The organism is Rickettsia lanei (assembly GCF_056242675.1).
This window is the reverse complement of the sequence record NZ_CP172233.1, coordinates 220,348-236,309: the sequence shown is the minus strand read 5'-3', so window position 1 is coordinate 236,309 and position 15,962 is coordinate 220,348. Positions and strand designations below refer to the sequence as shown.

Sequence of the window (15,962 nt, the reverse complement as noted above, 5' to 3'; positions counted from 1 at the left end):
TCTTGCAATGATGATTAAGGTACTTATCTCTTTTTCTTATTTTTGCTTTTGTTTTTATTTCCGTCAATGGTTTTATTGAATCTACCTAAATTTTTAACAAATTTTTGTAGTCCGTTAAGTTCTGTTCCATATGTCCTAGTATATTCATGGACTATTTCTATATCTTGTCTATGAGAATCATCTATTACTACTACTTCCTGCATAAAATTATTAGCATCAAACGTAATTTTTACTATCTTCTGCTTTGCAATTTTTGGATTGAGCCAAGCTCTTTGAGACATAACTCTTTCAACATAATACCAGGTATTTTGGGAATATTCCGGTACTATAGTAGGCGTACCTATTAACTCTACGACTTCTGTTTTATTTAGTTTTTTAGACTCTAATTTTACAAGTGCCGAATCATCTATAGATTGCCCTCTATTTTCGATAGTTTTGCAGCCGCTTAAGGAAAAAAAGGCTAATATACTAAAAATGTATGTTATAAAAATTTTCATAAGTTTAATTTTATCTAGATTTTATTACAAGATTATAATATACTGCTTCACTAATTTGACAAATACTTTTTAATTTATATTTAGAGAGGCTAATAATGGCAGTTCCAAAGAAAAAAACATCAAAATCAAGACGTAATATGAGACGTTCGCACTTAGCACTTGGCAAAGTTAACGTAATAGTTGATTCGCAAACCGGTGAATATAAGCTTCCGCATCACGTTTCTTTAGTCGACGGTACTTATAATAATCGTCTAGTAGTAACAAAGAAAATTAAAACTGAAGAAGAAGTAGCCTAAAAGATTTATGACCTGTAAAATTATTGGTTGCGGCGGGTATCTTCCTTCAAAAATAGTTAGTAATGATGAGCTTGCAAAATTCGTAGATACTAACGATGAATGGATTAGAACAAGAACAGGTATTACGCAGCGTCATATAGCAGGTGATACAGAATATACTTCCCATCTTGCTTTAAAATCAGCTGAAAAAGCTATAGCAGATGCAGGGATATCGGTAAATGATATTGATTTAATTATTACATGTACTACTACTCCCGATAATAGCTTCCCTTCGGTTGCCTCTAAGCTTCAAGGTTATCTTGGTTTAACTAATATACCGTCTTTTGATTTACAAGCAGTATGTGCCGGCTTTGTTTATGGTTTACAAGTAGCAAATTCTCTTATCTCATCAGATAAATATAAAACTATTTTGCTTATAGGAGCCGAGAAAATGACGTCGTTATTAGATTGGAATGATAGGACTACTTGCGTTTTATTCGGTGATGGGGCCGGTAGCGTAATATTACAGCGTAGTAGTGATGATTCCGGTTTAATAGATAGTAATATCTTCTCAAGCGGTGCTGATTATGATGAAATATTATACACAAACGGTGGTGTAAGTATGAACGGTATTAGTGGCAAAATAGTTATGCAGGGGCAAAAATTATTTCGTCATGCAATAGAAAAAATGCAACAATCTATAAAAGATTTACTGCATGCTAATCAATTCAGTGTAAGCGATATTGATTATTTTATACCTCATCAAGCAAATATCCGTATTATAAATAAACTCGCTGAACTATTAAATATAGAAGAGCATAAAGTAGTGAAAACCGTAGACAAACATGCTAACTGCTCTGCTGCTTCTATTCCGCTTGCTTTGAGTACTCTCAAAGCATCAGGCAAAATAAAAAAAGGTGATATTCTACTATTTTCAGCTATCGGTGCAGGTCTTACTTGGGGCAGTGCATTCATTAGATGGTGAATATACTCGTTTTATTAGACATCTTCGGAAACTCTCCTACTAGAGGTAATTTGTACGTTGATCCTGTACTCGAATCCTCACGTACCTCTATGTACGCTGCAGTTCTGCGTGCCGTGTCTCCTTCAAATTCCTCTCTATAAGCGAGTTTCTGAAGATGTCTATTTGAAAAATTGGCAACACTACTTATTTGCTTATAATTCTCACATATTATATATACGCTGCGGTTATAAGCTTCAAAATCGATTCCTCTTTTCCTCATTAAACTGCATCTATCTATTTATCCAAAGTATATACTTGTATTAAATGATATTTTTACCACATTTATACATGAGTAATTGCATTTTATAATATTTTAGCCTTTAAACTAATAAAATAATGATATATACTAACTCACATAGCTTTTGGTTAGTTTAGTTTTATGACTAGCTAAAATGAATTCAATATTAATAAATTATAATCTCAAGGAGTTTAATTATGAAAACAAAAATTACATTAGCTTTTCTTGCATTATGTGTGCTTGCAGGGTGTAATACAACAAAAAGAGCACCGCAATTTGACGGTAATATGAACCAAAGTGAAGAAACTTCATTAATGAAAGATTTCGAGAAGCATGCAGGAAATGCAGTATGGTTTGCTTTTGATAGCTCTGATTTATCACCAAAGGCTAAAGAAGAACTAGAGAGACAAGCTTGCTGGTTATCAAAGCATCCTGAAGTAAAAGTTACTGTTGAAGGACATTGCGATGAAAGAGGTACCAAAGAATATAACTTAGGTTTAGGTGAAAGAAGAGCAGCAGCAGCGAAAAAATTCTTAGCTCATAAAGGAATCGATCATAACAGATTAAATACAATCTCTTATGGTAAAGATAGACCTGCTATGATGGGTAATACTGAAGAAGCTTTTGCCTATAATCGTAGAGCTGTAACAGTTGTACACCACTAAAATTATGTACTAATTATAGTATCCTAAAAGGTCGAGTTTACTACTCGCCCTTTTTTTTATTTATAACTTGATGTTATTATTGCGAAAGCGTTGATGCGTGGATACCAAACCGTCATTGCAAGCCATAGGCTGTGTGGCAATCTCATGAAATAAAAACAAACTCCTGAGATTGCTTTGTCAATTACTTTGTAATTCCTTACAATGATGAAAACACTGAATCATATTGCCTTGTTTTTTAGGCGATACCTCAAAAATATAAAAATTTTACTAGACTTAACTGCATAATAATTATATAAATTTCAAATGAAAAGGGGCTGTAGCTCAGTTGGTTAGAGCACGCCGCTCATAACGGTGTGGTCGTAGGTTCAAGTCCTACCAGCCCCACCACACAAATTCTTATTTAAATTCGCATTAGCACTGAATTTATAATGATCAATCTAAAAACACTTTCTTGGTATCTTACTAAATTATATTCTAAGTGTTTCTTTATTATATTATTTCTTTTAATCGGGCTATTAATTATCTCAAATGTTTTTGATCTTTTACAAAAATTCAAAAATATTTATGTTCCTTTTAGTTTTTTTTGGAGACTTATCTTATATAAGATTCCTTATTTACTAGGTCAAGTATCTTCATTAATTAGTTTTACCGCTATGTTATTTTTTCTTAGAAATCTAACAAAAAATAATGAATTAACGGCTATGTTATCTAGCGGTATTCATATTTGGCAAGTGCTTGTTATTCCATGTATTGTAACTTTAATGTTAGGTATAGTTTTTACGACTATATTGAATCCTATCAGTACTATAGGCTTACAAAAATATGAGTTATTAGAAGCAAAACTAACTAAAAAAGCCTTGAGTGAGGGTATAATATCTAAATCAGGCTTATTATTTTTTGAATCTTTAAATGATGAAACTCAAATTATCCAAACACAATTTATTAATGTTGCCGAGAAAAAATTAAATAATATTACAATTTTATTTGTTGATCATAATAATTCTTTTTTAAAGAGAATTGATGCATTATACGGTATTATTGAAAATAAAATGTTACATTTAAATAGAGTTAAGGTTTTCACAAAAGAAGAAACTAAGGCTTACAATAATTTCACTATGCAGACAAATTTATCAATTAATAGTTTAGTAAATAAATTTATTCGTCCTGAAATGGTTTCTATTTGGGCTTTACCTAAATTAATTAATGAATTATTAAATTCAGGTTTACCGGCTATTAATTATCAAATTTATTATTACAAGCAATTATTTAAGCCTATAATGATGATGGCAACCGTAATTTTAGCAAGTTGTTTTATTAGTCTTAAACAGCGTGATAATTCCCAAGAAAAAATATTGCTATTAGGTTTATTTTCAGGTTTTATAGCATATTCGTTATCAGAAATATTATTAAAAATACTTACTTATAATAATTTGTCTTTAATTGCTGCTATTTTATTACCTAGTATGCTAATATTTTTTATTAGTAACTTTATTATGTTACATTATAAAGAAATTTAATATAGACGAAGTTTAATTTGAAAAATTGGCATTGTCGCTTCTCATTGTTGATCCTCACTTAGTATTCTACGCTGCGGTCAAAAATTCCGAGGCTTCTTGCTCTTTTCCAAATTAAACTTCGTCTATATTAAATTTTTATTTACTTACTATGGGACTGTTTATTTTGTTAGTTCTATAGAAGTGTTTTTAGAATTTAGAGAGAAAAAATAAAATGATAATGAAATTTTTGGAAGGGTTTTCTTCCGGTATGGCTATAGATCTTGGTACGGCAAATACTATTGTCTATCAAAAAAATTGTGGAATTGTTCTAAGGGAACCTTCTGTTATTGCGTTAATAAAAAAAGACGGTGCTTTTGTGCCTTATGCTTATGGTCATGAAGCAAAAATGATGCTTGGGCGTACTCCTACGGATATTGAAGCAAAAAGACCTTTAAAAGATGGTGTTATTGCCGATTTTAAGGGTGCAGAGGAAATGATAAAGTATTTTATTAGAATGGTACATAATCGTCGCTCTTTTTTTGGGCCGACAATTGTTATTTGTGTGCCTTCCGGTTCTACGCCGGTTGAGCGTCGTGCTATCCAAGAAGCAGCAGAAAGTGCAGGGGGTAGGGATGTCTATTTAATTGAAGAACCTATGGCGGCAGCGATCGGGGCAGGGCTACCCGTAACGGAAGCAACCGGTTCGATGATTGTTGATATTGGAGGAGGCACTACCGAAGTTGCAGTTTTGTCACTAGGGGGTATAGTATATGCAAGGTCGGTAAGAGTCGGCGGTGATAAGATGGATGAAGCTATTATCTCATATATAAGAAGGCACTATAACCTATTGATAGGTGAGGCTACTGCCGAAAAGATAAAGCAAGCAATAGGTACGGCTTATGTAGATGAAAACGCTGAGCCGAGAAAGATGGAAATTAAAGGACGTGATTTAATTTACGGTATTCCTAAAGAAATGATATTGAACGAAAGACAAATTGCTGATAGTCTAATTGAACCGGTAAGTCAAATTGTTGAAGCGGTAAAAGTAGCACTAGAAGCAACACCTCCTGAATTATCTTCAGATATAGTTGATAAGGGAATTGTTTTAACAGGCGGCGGCTCATTATTACGAAATCTTGATTTTGTTCTTAGTGAAGCCACTAAATTGCCAGTAATAGTTGCAGATGATGCCCTCTCTTGTGTGGCACTTGGAACAGGAAAAGTACTTGAAGATTTTACAAAGCTAAAACATGTACTATTTAAACAGGATTAAAAATGGCAATACTTGCAAATAGAGTAAAAAATTCTTCAAATTCATTAGAATTAATAAGAATAATATCAAATACTCTTAAGCGTTTTTTTGTTATATTTGGGCTTGGAGTGTCTGTATATTTATTTTTTGCTACACCTAAAAAAATATCTAGTATATCACTTGAAGTAACCGGTAGTATAGTATCAATCGGTTTAGCAGTGTATGAAGATATATTTGAATATATAAATTCAATAACACAAAAATTTGTTTATTTTCAAGATTTAGAACGAAAAAATATAGAACTTAAACTTGAGATAGCAAGATTACAACATTTACAAAGTGAAGTAGAATTGGTAAGAGCCGAAAACATTGCATTAAAAGATTTGTTAACGATTGCTGAGGAAGAAGAATTTGAATATATTACTACGAAATTACTGAGTGTTTCCTTTAATCCCTTTTCTAGAACTGCTTTGATTTCTGCAGGTAAAAAGCAAGGCATTGAACCTGATCAAATCGTTGTTAATGCAGGAAAATTAGTAGGAAAAGTAATAGAAGTGAGTAATAATTATGCGAAAGTAATGTTAATTAGCGATGTTAATTCTAGAATACCTATTAAAGCTAATTCTTCAAGAGAACAAGGTATTTTAGCAGGTAATAATAATAATAGTAAAATTTTATACTTGCCTAACAATCATTTAGTACAGCAAGATGAGGAGATAGTAACCTCTGGACACGGTAATATTTATCCTGCAGGTATTTTAGTGGGCTATGTGTCTAAAGTGACAGAACATGATGTTATGGTAAACGTAGCAGCTGATCTATCTAAAACGGAATTTGTACAAGTATTATTGCCTAAGGAGTAATTTCTGTTTTTTTTGTATTCTATGTCATTACCGCGTAGGCATTGTTGCATGGATCGGTACAATCCCCTATGTGTCACCCCGTGGCTTGACCACGGGGGGCCAAACAACAATAAAAAATACTAGCAACAAAGCTTTCCCGTGTAGGTGGGGATTCAGCAAAATAACTTCAATATTGCTACGAAGTTATATATTTGATAAAATAACCATATAAAAACTTGTTTTTATATGGTTTTACTAGATTTTTGCCTCCGTGGGCATGACATTGAGTAGGCTTTTCGATCCATGTAACAAGGCTGGTAATACTCGACACACTTTGTATATATCTATCCTTTATTTATTCAGAGGTTATTAATATGGCACTTGCTACTAAAGTAAAAGAATTTTTAGAAGAAAAATTAAAACAAGAAAAGATAGATCGTAAATATCTTGCCGAAGTCACTAATATCCCTTATACTACTGTTAGCAGAATTATGAGAGCGGAAGCTAGTCGTGAATTCAACCCTGAAATAGATACTATTTTAAAAATAGCAAAATATTTTAATTGTACTATGGATGAGGTAATAAAAAGAAAAGTACAGAATAATTCATAAAGCTTGATACAAGCGAATTTTGCATGACTCGCCTGTACTCACGCACGTAGTTTACCTACTGCTTTCGCAGGCTTGCATTTAAATTCATCTTGTCTAAATCTTTCTGAAATATGCTGTACCTACGAAATAAAACATAAAATATGACAACAAAAAATAAAAGAGTTCTTCAGAAATGCGCTTATAGAGAGGGATTTAAAGGAGACATGGAACGTAGCACCGCAGCGATGTCTAAATTACCTCTAGAAGTAGAACTTTCGAGGAACTCTAAAGGACTGATTATAATTTTATCTTCCCCTTCAGGTACAGGTAAGTCGAGTTTAGCTAAAGCATTATTGAAAATAGATAATAATTTGCGTTTATCTATTTCGGCAACTACAAGAAAACCACGTTTAGGAGAAGTAGAGGGCATAAACTATTACTTTAAGACCGGTCTAGAGTTTGAAGAATTAGTTAAGCAGAATAAATTCCTTGAATATGCTAAAATATACGATAATTATTACGGTACGCCTAAAGAATATGTCGAAATGTTATTAAATCAAGGCTTGGATGTTTTGTTTGATATTGATTGGCAAGGAGCACGGAGTATTAAGAAAAATGCTACTAATGTTGTTGCTATATTTGTATTGCCTCCTAATATTGAAGTATTGGAACAACGCTTAAGAAATAGAGCGACCGATAATGAAGAAGCAATAAAATTACGTATGCAGTCGGCACAAAACGAAATATCACATGCTAATGAGTATGATTATGTAGTTACTAACGATGACTTTGACCGGACGCTTAAAAAAATACATGCGATTATAGTTGCAGCACGAGACAAAGCGTTTTGACTTTGTCGTTTTTTCTTTCTATACTGAGCATTAGACGTTATGTTTCTAATTTTCATAGTACTAATTTAAATGCTTAGAAAACAATTCCTTTCATCAATAGTAAAACATTTTAAAACTCATAAAGTTTGTGCCTTGTTAGGACCAAGGCAGTGCGGAAAAACTACACTTTCTAAACAATTCGTAGAAGCTTATAATATTCCTAAAATCAATATTTTTGATCTTGAAAATCCTTTAGATTTAGCAAGATTAAATGAACCGATGCTTGCTTTGTCTGATCTAAAAGGATTTGTTATTATTGATGAAATTCAGTATAAACCGAATCTATTCCCTATTTTAAGAGTTCTTGTTGATACAACTGATATTAAATTTTTAGTACTAGGCAGTGCATCAAGAGACTTAATTAAACAAGGTTCTGAAACACTAGCAGGTAGAATAGGTTATATTGAAATGACACCGTTTAGCTTATCTGAAGTGTCAGGTACTCAGCAATTATGGATACGCGGCGGATTTCCTTTATCATATCTTGCAGATGATGAAGAGTTAAGTGCTTTATGGCGTCAGAATTACATTAAAACATTTTTAGAAAGAGATATACCAAATTTAGGTTTTACAATTCCGTCTATGCAGGTACGTAGGTTTTGGTTAATGCTTTGCCATTATCACGCTAATATATTGAATGCTTCAGAACTTGGAAATTCTTTATCTATCTCATATCATACCGCAAAGCATTATTTAGATATTTTAGAGGGCACTTTTATGATCCGTATTTTGCAGCCTTGGTATGAAAACCTTAAAAAAAGACAAGTTAAGACTCCAAAAATCTTTTTTAGAGATAGTGGAATATATCACGCTTTATTAGGCTTAAATAATTATGAAGCTTTAAGCACTCATCCTAAAATAGGTGCATCATGGGAAGGATTTGCCTTAGAACAAATTGTTAGATATTATAAAGCCGAACCCGAAGAATGTTATTTTTGGTCATCTCATAATGGAGCGGAAATAGATCTTTTAATTTTTAAAAATGGAAAACGTTTGGGGTTTGAAATTAAATATACAAATACACCGAGCATTACAAAATCAATGCAAATATCTTTAGAAGATTTAAAACTTGATCAAATTAATGTAATATTTCCAGGTGAGATTAGCTTTAAATTGTCAGAAAAAATACAGGCAATAGGTCTTTCGAGCTTAATTCAAAATGATACAAAAGCTGCAACTATATAGTTACAGCTTTTAGAATGTTATATTATTTCACATACGCCTTTAGAAGCTTTACCGGCAAGTTTGATATCTTTGGAAGCATTATCCACACAATTACCTAAATCTTGATTATATTGATGGACTTGACTACTCGCTTGCATAGCTTCTTTAAATATTGCGTTATGTTTTTGCTGTTGTTCTTCAAATTGTACTTTTGCAGCTTCTAAAGCTGCTTTTCTTTGTTCAGGAGTTAAATTTTTAAATTTAGACATAATAATTACTAATTTAGTTAAATTCCTCTCGTTTTATTATTTGTAACTTTAATATTAGGAGTACGAGTAGGAGATAAACTCCCAGTATTAGTATCTTTTACTTGTGTTTGTTCTCTGATTTTATTAGCTAAAGATTTAGTTTTATCCACGTTAATTTTATTTAGTACTTTATTATGATACTCTATATCTTTTACAACGCCGTCTGTCTTAATTGCTTTATGCTGATGTTTTAGAACTAAATATTTTTCATATGCATCTAAATATTTTTCTGGTTCTTTTTTATAACGCTCTTTAATATCACTTCCTAATTTCTTTATTTTATCTTTATTTATGTTGTGTTCTTTTTCATGTTTAATAATTTCTTGATCTAATATTTTTTTACTATTTTCAATCTTCTCTACATATGCCTTATGTATTTTTAACATTTCTTGGTGAAATTCTAATTCTCCTTTTAATTCGTTAACTTTTTTTGGTGCTAAGCCTTTTTCTTGTAATTGTTGTGATAAATTCGTTATTGTTTTATTTAATTCATTTAATTCTGTATGTGCTTGTTTGTGTTCTGCAGTTATTTTTTTATGGTTTTTATGTAATACTTTATACGCTTGATTTAGTTTAAAAATATTTCTTCATGAGTTAATATTTCACGATTTAACTCTTCATGATCAATAATGTTTTCCTTTTCTAGTTTATTTATTATCTTATCTAAACGCTTATTACTTTCTTCAATTCTTTTAGTATCTTTAGTAATATTTTTTATAAATTCATTATGCAAATTATTAAGTGCAGCAACTCTTTGTGCGATGTCTTTTTCTTCTTCGGCAAGTTTTATTGCTCTTTGTGATTTTAGAAATTCTTCTTCTTGAACCCTAGCTTTCTCAATAGATTGTTCTACTTCATAGTGCTTGAGCTTAGTTTCAGCAGTCTCTTTTAGATTGGATATGTCAAAATTCAAGCCATATGAAGCTGCTTCGCTTTGTAAACTACTCAATTCTCCTAGAATTATTTCTATTTGAGAGCGAGAATAAGAATTGTTAAGATGCTCTTTTAAATTATCGAATTTATATTTTAATGTAGCTGTTATATCAGACATGCTCATCATCTTTAATATTAACGCTAAGAAACGTTAACAAAAGTTAATAATTAAGTCAAGAAAATTTTAATAAAAATTAATCTTGTATTTCTAGCCATTGATTTAATAACTCGTCTAGTTTGTTTTGATCATTAATTAATTGGCTAGTAATGCGGTTATATTTTTGAGGATTATCTAAATATAGATTAACGTCTTCAAGTTCTTTTTCTAAGTGTTTGATGGATATTTCTAGCTTTGCAATATAGTTGGGCAATGTTTCAAGCAAACGCTGATATTTATAAGATAGCTTTTTATTTAGAGGTTCTTTTTGAGCAGTTAGTGGTAGTGGTTTTAAAGCTTTTTTGGCTATAGGAGAGGTAGTAAAATACTGCTTATAATCTTCATAACCTCCTGTTAAATCATGAATTTTACCTTGAGCGAAAACTAAAGTTCTAGTAACTAACCTATCTAAAAAGTCACGATCATGGCTCACGACTATTAAAGTACCTGAATAATCTGTAAGTATATCTAGTAAAATTTCCAGACTATCCATATCGAGGTCATTAGTCGGTTCATCTAAAATTAACAGATTGCCAGGGTTAATTAGAATTTTTGCAAGTAATAATCTATTAGCTTCACCGCCTGATAAAATAGCGGTTTTTGCATTAAGTAGTTTAGGATTAAACATGAATTGTTTTAAATAACCGGCAACATGCATGGTTTTACCGTGTGGCAAAAATACTTGATCACCGCCTGTAGGACATAAAGTTTGTTGTAATGTATGATTAGGCTCTAGTTTTTCTCTATGTTGATCAAAATATGAAATATCTAAATTACCGCCATATATAATTTTGCCGCTTTCAGGGGTAAGCTGTTTTGTTAGTAGTTTGATAAAGGTAGATTTGCCTGAGCCATTTGCACCGATTATACCAATTTTCTCGCCGTTTTTTACACGAAAGCTAAAATTATCAATAATTTTAGTATTTTTATAACTAAAAGTAATATTATCTGCTTCAATAATGAATTTACTTTTAGCTATATTTTCGGCAAGCTCTGCCCTAACTCTTTGTGTTGAACTAGCTAGTTTTGCAGTCTGTTCTTGTGTTATTGCTCTTAAAGCTTTCAAATCCGCAAGTCTCTTTTGATTTCGTTTACGTCTAGCAGTAACACCGGCATTTAACCATTCATTTTCTTGAGATAATTTTTTATTTAATTTCCGAAGAGCGGCTTCTTCTTGGTCTATGATAATTGTTTGCCATTCATCAAAAAATTTAAATCCTTTATCGGATTTACGTAAAATTCCTCTATCAAGCCACCAAATTTTATTAGTAACATTTGAGAGGAATGTTCTATCATGACTAACGCAAATAATAGCACCGTTATAAGATTTAACAAATGCTTCTAACCATTCGATTGTTGCAATATCTAGATGGTTAGTTGGTTCATCAAGTAGTAATATTTCCGGCTCTAATATTAAAGCTTTAGCAAGGCTTGCTCTTCTCAGTTGACCGCCTGAATAGGTGGATAAATTATCTGTTCCGTTGATTTGTAATTTTTCTAGAATTATATCGATTTGGTATTTATCTATTTCTTTTGTACTATCTGTTTGTTGTAAGACAAAATCATAAACAGTTAGATGAGTTTTTATAGAAATATCTTGTCTTAAATAACCGGTTGTAACTAAAGGATCTTGAAATAATGCACCGTTATCTAACTCATAATCACCTGATATGACTTTCATTAAGCTTGATTTCCCGCAGCCGTTACGTCCTATAAGACAAATCTTATCGCCTGTGTACAAATAAAGCTCTAAATCAGATAAAATTACTTTATCCGCAAAACTTAAGTTACCGTCTTTAATGTAATAAATTGGGGTCATAGTTGATTATTGGCTAGTTTTTATGTCATTCCTGCAAAAGCAGGAATCTAGAAAAATAACCTTAATATTGGTACAAAATTACATATTTGATAGAATAAACATATAAAAATAAGTTTTTATATGTTTTACTGGATTCCTGCTTTCGCAGGAATGACATTAAGTTAAAGGTTGGTAAACAAAGTTTAATTTGGAAAAGCACAAGGAGTCCATAAGACGAGGAGCGGAACGTATACTTAATACGTGAGTACAGTGCTTATAGGACTTTGTGCCAAATTAAACGAGTATACTCTTAATCACTAAACTAGCATTAGTACCACCGAATCCGAACGAGTTGGAAAGCACGTAATCTATCTTAGTTTTCTTAGCTTTCAGTGCAACTAAATCTATATTCACCTCATCCATAGGGGTATCTAAGTTTAAGGTTGGCGGTGCAATCTGGTCTCTAATTGCAAGAGCTGAAAAGATAAACTCAACACTTCCTGCCGCACCAAGCAAATGTCCTATTGATGATTTAGTAGAAGACATTAAAACTTTGGGATTCGCTTCTAAAAATAATTTTTGTACGGCTGCTAATTCTATTCCATCACCAAGTGTAGTAGAAGTACCGTGTGCATTAATATAATCAATCATATCGGGCGTGATAGTTGCATCTAGCATTGCGTCTCTCATCGCTCTATAAGCTCCTCTACCTTCAGGATGTGGAGCTGTCATATGATAGGCGTCACCTGTAGAGCCGTATCCTATAACTTCACCGTAAACTTTAGCCCCTCGATTTAAGGCATGCTCATATTCTTCTAAGACTACAACGCCTGCTCCTTCACCCATAACAAAGCCGCTGCGGTCTTTATCCCAAGGTCTTGAGGCTTTTTTAGGATTATCGTTATATTTAGTACATAATGCTCTAGCAGCAACGAAACCTGCAACTCCGACAGGTGTAACTGGAGCTTCCGCACCGCCTGCGATCATAACATCGGCATAGCCGTGCTTTATCATACGCATAGCATCGCCTATAGCATGTGCCCCTGTAGCGCAAGCTGTTACTGCCGTTTGGGTTGGACCGCTAAAACCGTATTTTATAGAAACAAGACCGGATAAAAGATTAATTAATGAAGCGGGGATAAAGAAAGGACTAACTTTGCCGTTATTTTCTTGATAGAGTTTGATAGAGGTATCTTCGATCATTTTAAGCCCGCCGATTCCTGAACCTAATATCAAGCCGGTTCTATCACGAGATTTTTCATCGTCGGGTAACCAGCCGCTATCTTCAACTGCTTCGGTTGCGGCTGCTACTCCGTAATGGATAAATTTATCCATTTTACTTAGTCTATTAATGTCATCTGCTTGTGTGAAATTTTCAAGTTTAAATCCATCTTTCTCAGAGTTATCTATAAGTCCGGCAATTTTACACGCAAGTTTAGAAGTGTCAAATTCTGTAATAGTTTTTATACCGCTTACTCCATCTACAATATTTTTCCAAGATGAGTTAACATTAAGCCCAACAGGAGTAACAAGTCCAAGTCCGGTAATAACTACTCTTTTATTTACTCTTTGATTCGACATTTTTAATTATCTATTAGGGATTTTTATGCGGATTAAGATTGGCGTTCTTTGATATATTGTATAACATCGGATACGGTTTTAATTTTAGTGGCTTCATCATCAGGGATATCAATACCGTATTCAACTTCTATTGCCATCATTAACTCTACGGTATCAAGGCTATCAGCTTTCAAATCTTCTACAAATCTTGAATCCGTAGTTATTATCGATTTATCTTTATTTAGCTTTTCAGCAACCATTTCAATAACTTTCTGTTCGATCTTATCCGTTGTACTCATAATTTTGAACTCCATAAATCATTTAATTTTATATGCTGTATAATAGGGGTTATTCAGCTATTAGACTTTATTTTAACTGTATGAATATTTATTTAAAATATTCATCGCATTTTATCTTTAAAAGAACTTCTAGCACAAAAAATTATTTTATGCTAGCACAAAATAATCTTATTAATTTTTATACCATTAACATACCGCCGTTTACATGTATAGTTTGACCGGTAATATATGATGCCTGATCGCTTGCTAAAAATGCAACTGCGTTTGCCACGTCTTCCGGCATACCGTAAGTGCCTAGCGGAATTTTTTGTACTATAGCTTCTCTTTGTTTTTCACTTAGTTTATCGGTCATATCTGATTTAATAAATCCTGGAGCTACTGTGTTAACCGTAATGCCTCTGGTTGCAACTTCGTAAGAGAGTGATTTGGTCATACCTATTAAACCTGCTTTAGAAGCACAATAATTAGCCTGCCCGGGGTTACCTGAAATTCCTACTATTGAAGAGATGTTAATAATACGTCCATACCTGTTTTGTATCATTTTTTTTATTGCTTCACGATTTAAAATAAAATTTGCTTTTAAATTAATATCAATAACTTTGTCAAAATCTTCATCTTTCATTCTAATTGCTAGCGTATCGCTAGTAATACCGGCATTACATACTAAAATATCTAACTTTGATGCTTTAGATATTAAATTGCTACATTCTTCCTTATCGGCAAGATTACATACTTCTATCGTATAATTATCTTTTACAACCTTTCCAAGGGATTTTAATTTGTCCTCATTACTACCGCTAATAATTACATGGCTTCCGAGTTTGTGCAGTAACCTCGCTATAGCTCCGCCTATGCCTCCTGAAGCTCCCGTAATTAAGGAAGTTTTACCTGTTAAATCAATCATTTTCTTCCTCCGTTTGATCAAGATTTATATTAGTAATTTTTGACGATTTTTCACGTATTATTTTCTCAATTTCGTTGGCAATTTGTGGATGTTCTTTTAAATATTGTTTGACGTTTTCACGCCCTTGACCTATGCGTACGTTCTTGTAGGAAAACCAAGAGCCGGATTTCTCAACAATATCAAGCTTAACTCCAAGGTCGATTATCTCGCCTTCTTTTGAAATACCTGAACCGTACATTATATCAAAATCTGCAGTTTTAAATGGAGGAGATACTTTGTTTTTGACTACTTTTACTTTGGTTTGGCTGCCTATTACTTCTTCTTTGTCTTTAATGGAGCCGATTCTTCTTATATCGATCCTAACAGAAGCATAGAATTTTAAGGCATTACCGCCTGTCGTAGTTTCAGGACTACCGAACATCACACCTATTTTCATTCTGATTTGATTGATGAAAACAGTAATACAATTGGTGCGATTAATTGATGCAGTAAGTTTACGCAAAGCCTGGCTCATTAACCTTGCTTGAGAAGCCATTTGAGCATCACCCATTTCGCCCTCAATCTCTGATTTCGGTACTAAAGCCGCAACACTATCTATTATTATCATATCAATACCGCTGGAGCGAATTAACGTATCGGCAATTTCTAGGGCTTGTTCACCTGTATCGGGCTGTGAAATAATAAGCTCATCAATATTTACGCCTAATTTTTTAGCATAAGCAGGGTCTAATGCATGCTCGGCATCAATAAAAGCACATGTACCACCCTTTTTTTGAGCTTCTGCAATTAAATGCAATGTTAGAGTGGTTTTACCTGAGCTTTCAGGACCAAAAATTTCGATGATTCTACCTTTGGGAACACCGCCGATTCCAAGAGCTATATCTAGCCCAAGTGAGCCGGTCGATACGGCCTCTATATCAACATGCGGACGCTGACCTAGTTTCATTACCGAACCTTTACCGTAGCTTTTTTCAATTTGTGCGAGTGCTGCGGCAATGGCTCTTTCCTTATCTGTATTTGACATAAATTTCCATATTATAAACTTACCAATTAAAATATAAGCTTGAGAA

Annotated in this window: 17 protein-coding genes, 1 tRNA gene and 1 pseudogene; 10 read left to right on the top strand and 9 right to left on the bottom strand. The window is 32.8% G+C overall.

All coding sequences use genetic code 11. From position 1 onward, the window contains the following. Positions 1-23: 23 nt before the first annotated feature. Positions 24-497 (bottom strand): outer membrane protein assembly factor BamE, encoded by a 474-nt coding sequence (locus ACHBLB_RS01510; RefSeq protein WP_475842126.1) that lies wholly within the window; start codon positions 495-497, stop codon positions 24-26. A gap of 95 nt (positions 498-592) precedes the next feature. Here ACHBLB_RS01510 and rpmF point away from each other — a divergent pair, with 95 nt between their 5' ends. Together rpmF and ACHBLB_RS01500 are read left to right on the top strand one after the other, a co-directional pair. After that, positions 593-793, top strand: a complete 201-nt coding sequence (gene rpmF / locus ACHBLB_RS01505; protein ID WP_004997395.1) for a 50S ribosomal protein L32 — start codon at positions 593-595, stop codon at positions 791-793. 7 nt (positions 794-800) lie between these two features. Continuing rightward, positions 801-1,757 carry a beta-ketoacyl-ACP synthase III gene (locus tag ACHBLB_RS01500; RefSeq protein ID WP_010977768.1) on the top strand — a complete coding sequence of 319 codons (957 nt, stop codon included), beginning with the start codon at positions 801-803 and terminating at the stop codon, positions 1,755-1,757. Here the strand turns inward: ACHBLB_RS01500 and ACHBLB_RS01495 are convergent. Then, on the bottom strand, positions 1,747-2,016 hold the full coding sequence (locus tag ACHBLB_RS01495) for a palindromic element RPE1 domain-containing protein (protein WP_475842124.1): 270 nt from the start codon (positions 2,014-2,016) through the stop codon (positions 1,747-1,749). The two genes, ACHBLB_RS01500 and ACHBLB_RS01495, sit on opposite strands and share 11 nt — an antisense overlap. A gap of 215 nt (positions 2,017-2,231) precedes the next feature. Here ACHBLB_RS01495 and pal point away from each other — a divergent pair, with 215 nt between their 5' ends. The 8 genes from pal to ACHBLB_RS01455 all read left to right on the top strand — a co-directional run bounded on the left by pal (position 2,232) and on the right by ACHBLB_RS01455 (position 8,954). Further along, positions 2,232-2,699, top strand: coding sequence for a peptidoglycan-associated lipoprotein Pal (gene pal, locus ACHBLB_RS01490; RefSeq protein ID WP_014365014.1), 468 nt, complete (start codon positions 2,232-2,234; stop codon positions 2,697-2,699). A gap of 310 nt (positions 2,700-3,009) precedes the next feature. Next, positions 3,010-3,086: transfer RNA gene (locus tag ACHBLB_RS01485), tRNA-Ile, on the top strand. A gap of 41 nt (positions 3,087-3,127) precedes the next feature. After that, positions 3,128-4,216, top strand: a complete 1,089-nt coding sequence (locus ACHBLB_RS01480; RefSeq protein WP_475842123.1) for an LptF/LptG family permease — start codon at positions 3,128-3,130, stop codon at positions 4,214-4,216. Positions 4,217-4,427: 211 nt separating this feature from the next. Continuing rightward, entirely contained in the window at positions 4,428-5,468 is a 1,041-nt protein-coding gene (locus ACHBLB_RS01475; RefSeq protein WP_014365410.1) for a rod shape-determining protein, read from the top strand. A 2-nt stretch (positions 5,469-5,470) separates the two neighbouring features. Next, positions 5,471-6,310, top strand: a complete 840-nt coding sequence (gene mreC / locus ACHBLB_RS01470; RefSeq protein WP_475842121.1) for a rod shape-determining protein MreC — start codon at positions 5,471-5,473, stop codon at positions 6,308-6,310. A 353-nt stretch (positions 6,311-6,663) separates the two neighbouring features. Beyond that, complete coding sequence (locus ACHBLB_RS01465) at positions 6,664-6,900, top strand: helix-turn-helix domain-containing protein (protein ID WP_475842119.1); 237 nt, start codon at positions 6,664-6,666, stop codon at positions 6,898-6,900. Between the two features lie 140 nt (positions 6,901-7,040). Further along, positions 7,041-7,730, top strand: coding sequence for a guanylate kinase (gene gmk, locus ACHBLB_RS01460; protein WP_475842117.1), 690 nt, complete (start codon positions 7,041-7,043; stop codon positions 7,728-7,730). A gap of 69 nt (positions 7,731-7,799) precedes the next feature. Next, positions 7,800-8,954, top strand: coding sequence for an ATP-binding protein (locus ACHBLB_RS01455; protein WP_475842115.1), 1,155 nt, complete (start codon positions 7,800-7,802; stop codon positions 8,952-8,954). A gap of 17 nt (positions 8,955-8,971) precedes the next feature. Here the strand turns inward: ACHBLB_RS01455 and ACHBLB_RS01450 are convergent, their stop codons facing one another. The 7 genes and pseudogenes from ACHBLB_RS01450 to recA all read right to left on the bottom strand — a co-directional run bounded on the left by ACHBLB_RS01450 (position 8,972) and on the right by recA (position 15,916). Next, positions 8,972-9,202: a hypothetical protein gene (locus tag ACHBLB_RS01450; RefSeq protein ID WP_085065647.1), complete on the bottom strand. Its 231-nt coding sequence runs from the start codon at positions 9,200-9,202 to the stop codon at positions 8,972-8,974. 17 nt (positions 9,203-9,219) lie between these two features. Continuing rightward, positions 9,220-10,292: pseudogene (roaM, locus tag ACHBLB_RS01445) on the bottom strand (actin-based motility regulator RoaM). Positions 10,293-10,368: 76 nt separating this feature from the next. Then, complete coding sequence (locus ACHBLB_RS01440; RefSeq protein ID WP_475842113.1) at positions 10,369-12,150, bottom strand: ABC-F family ATP-binding cassette domain-containing protein; 1,782 nt, start codon at positions 12,148-12,150, stop codon at positions 10,369-10,371. A gap of 273 nt (positions 12,151-12,423) precedes the next feature. After that, on the bottom strand, positions 12,424-13,710 hold the full coding sequence (gene fabF, locus ACHBLB_RS01435) for a beta-ketoacyl-ACP synthase II (RefSeq protein WP_475842111.1): 1,287 nt from the start codon (positions 13,708-13,710) through the stop codon (positions 12,424-12,426). Positions 13,711-13,742: 32 nt separating this feature from the next. Continuing rightward, positions 13,743-14,003, bottom strand: coding sequence for an acyl carrier protein (gene acpP / locus ACHBLB_RS01430; protein WP_475842109.1), 261 nt, complete (start codon positions 14,001-14,003; stop codon positions 13,743-13,745). A 163-nt stretch (positions 14,004-14,166) separates the two neighbouring features. Continuing rightward, positions 14,167-14,892, bottom strand: a complete 726-nt coding sequence (gene fabG / locus ACHBLB_RS01425; RefSeq protein ID WP_475842107.1) for a 3-oxoacyl-ACP reductase FabG — start codon at positions 14,890-14,892, stop codon at positions 14,167-14,169. Then, positions 14,885-15,916, bottom strand: a complete 1,032-nt coding sequence (gene recA / locus ACHBLB_RS01420; protein ID WP_475842106.1) for a recombinase RecA — start codon at positions 15,914-15,916, stop codon at positions 14,885-14,887. The genes fabG and recA overlap by 8 nt, the downstream gene beginning before the upstream one ends. Positions 15,917-15,962: the final 46 nt, after the last annotated feature.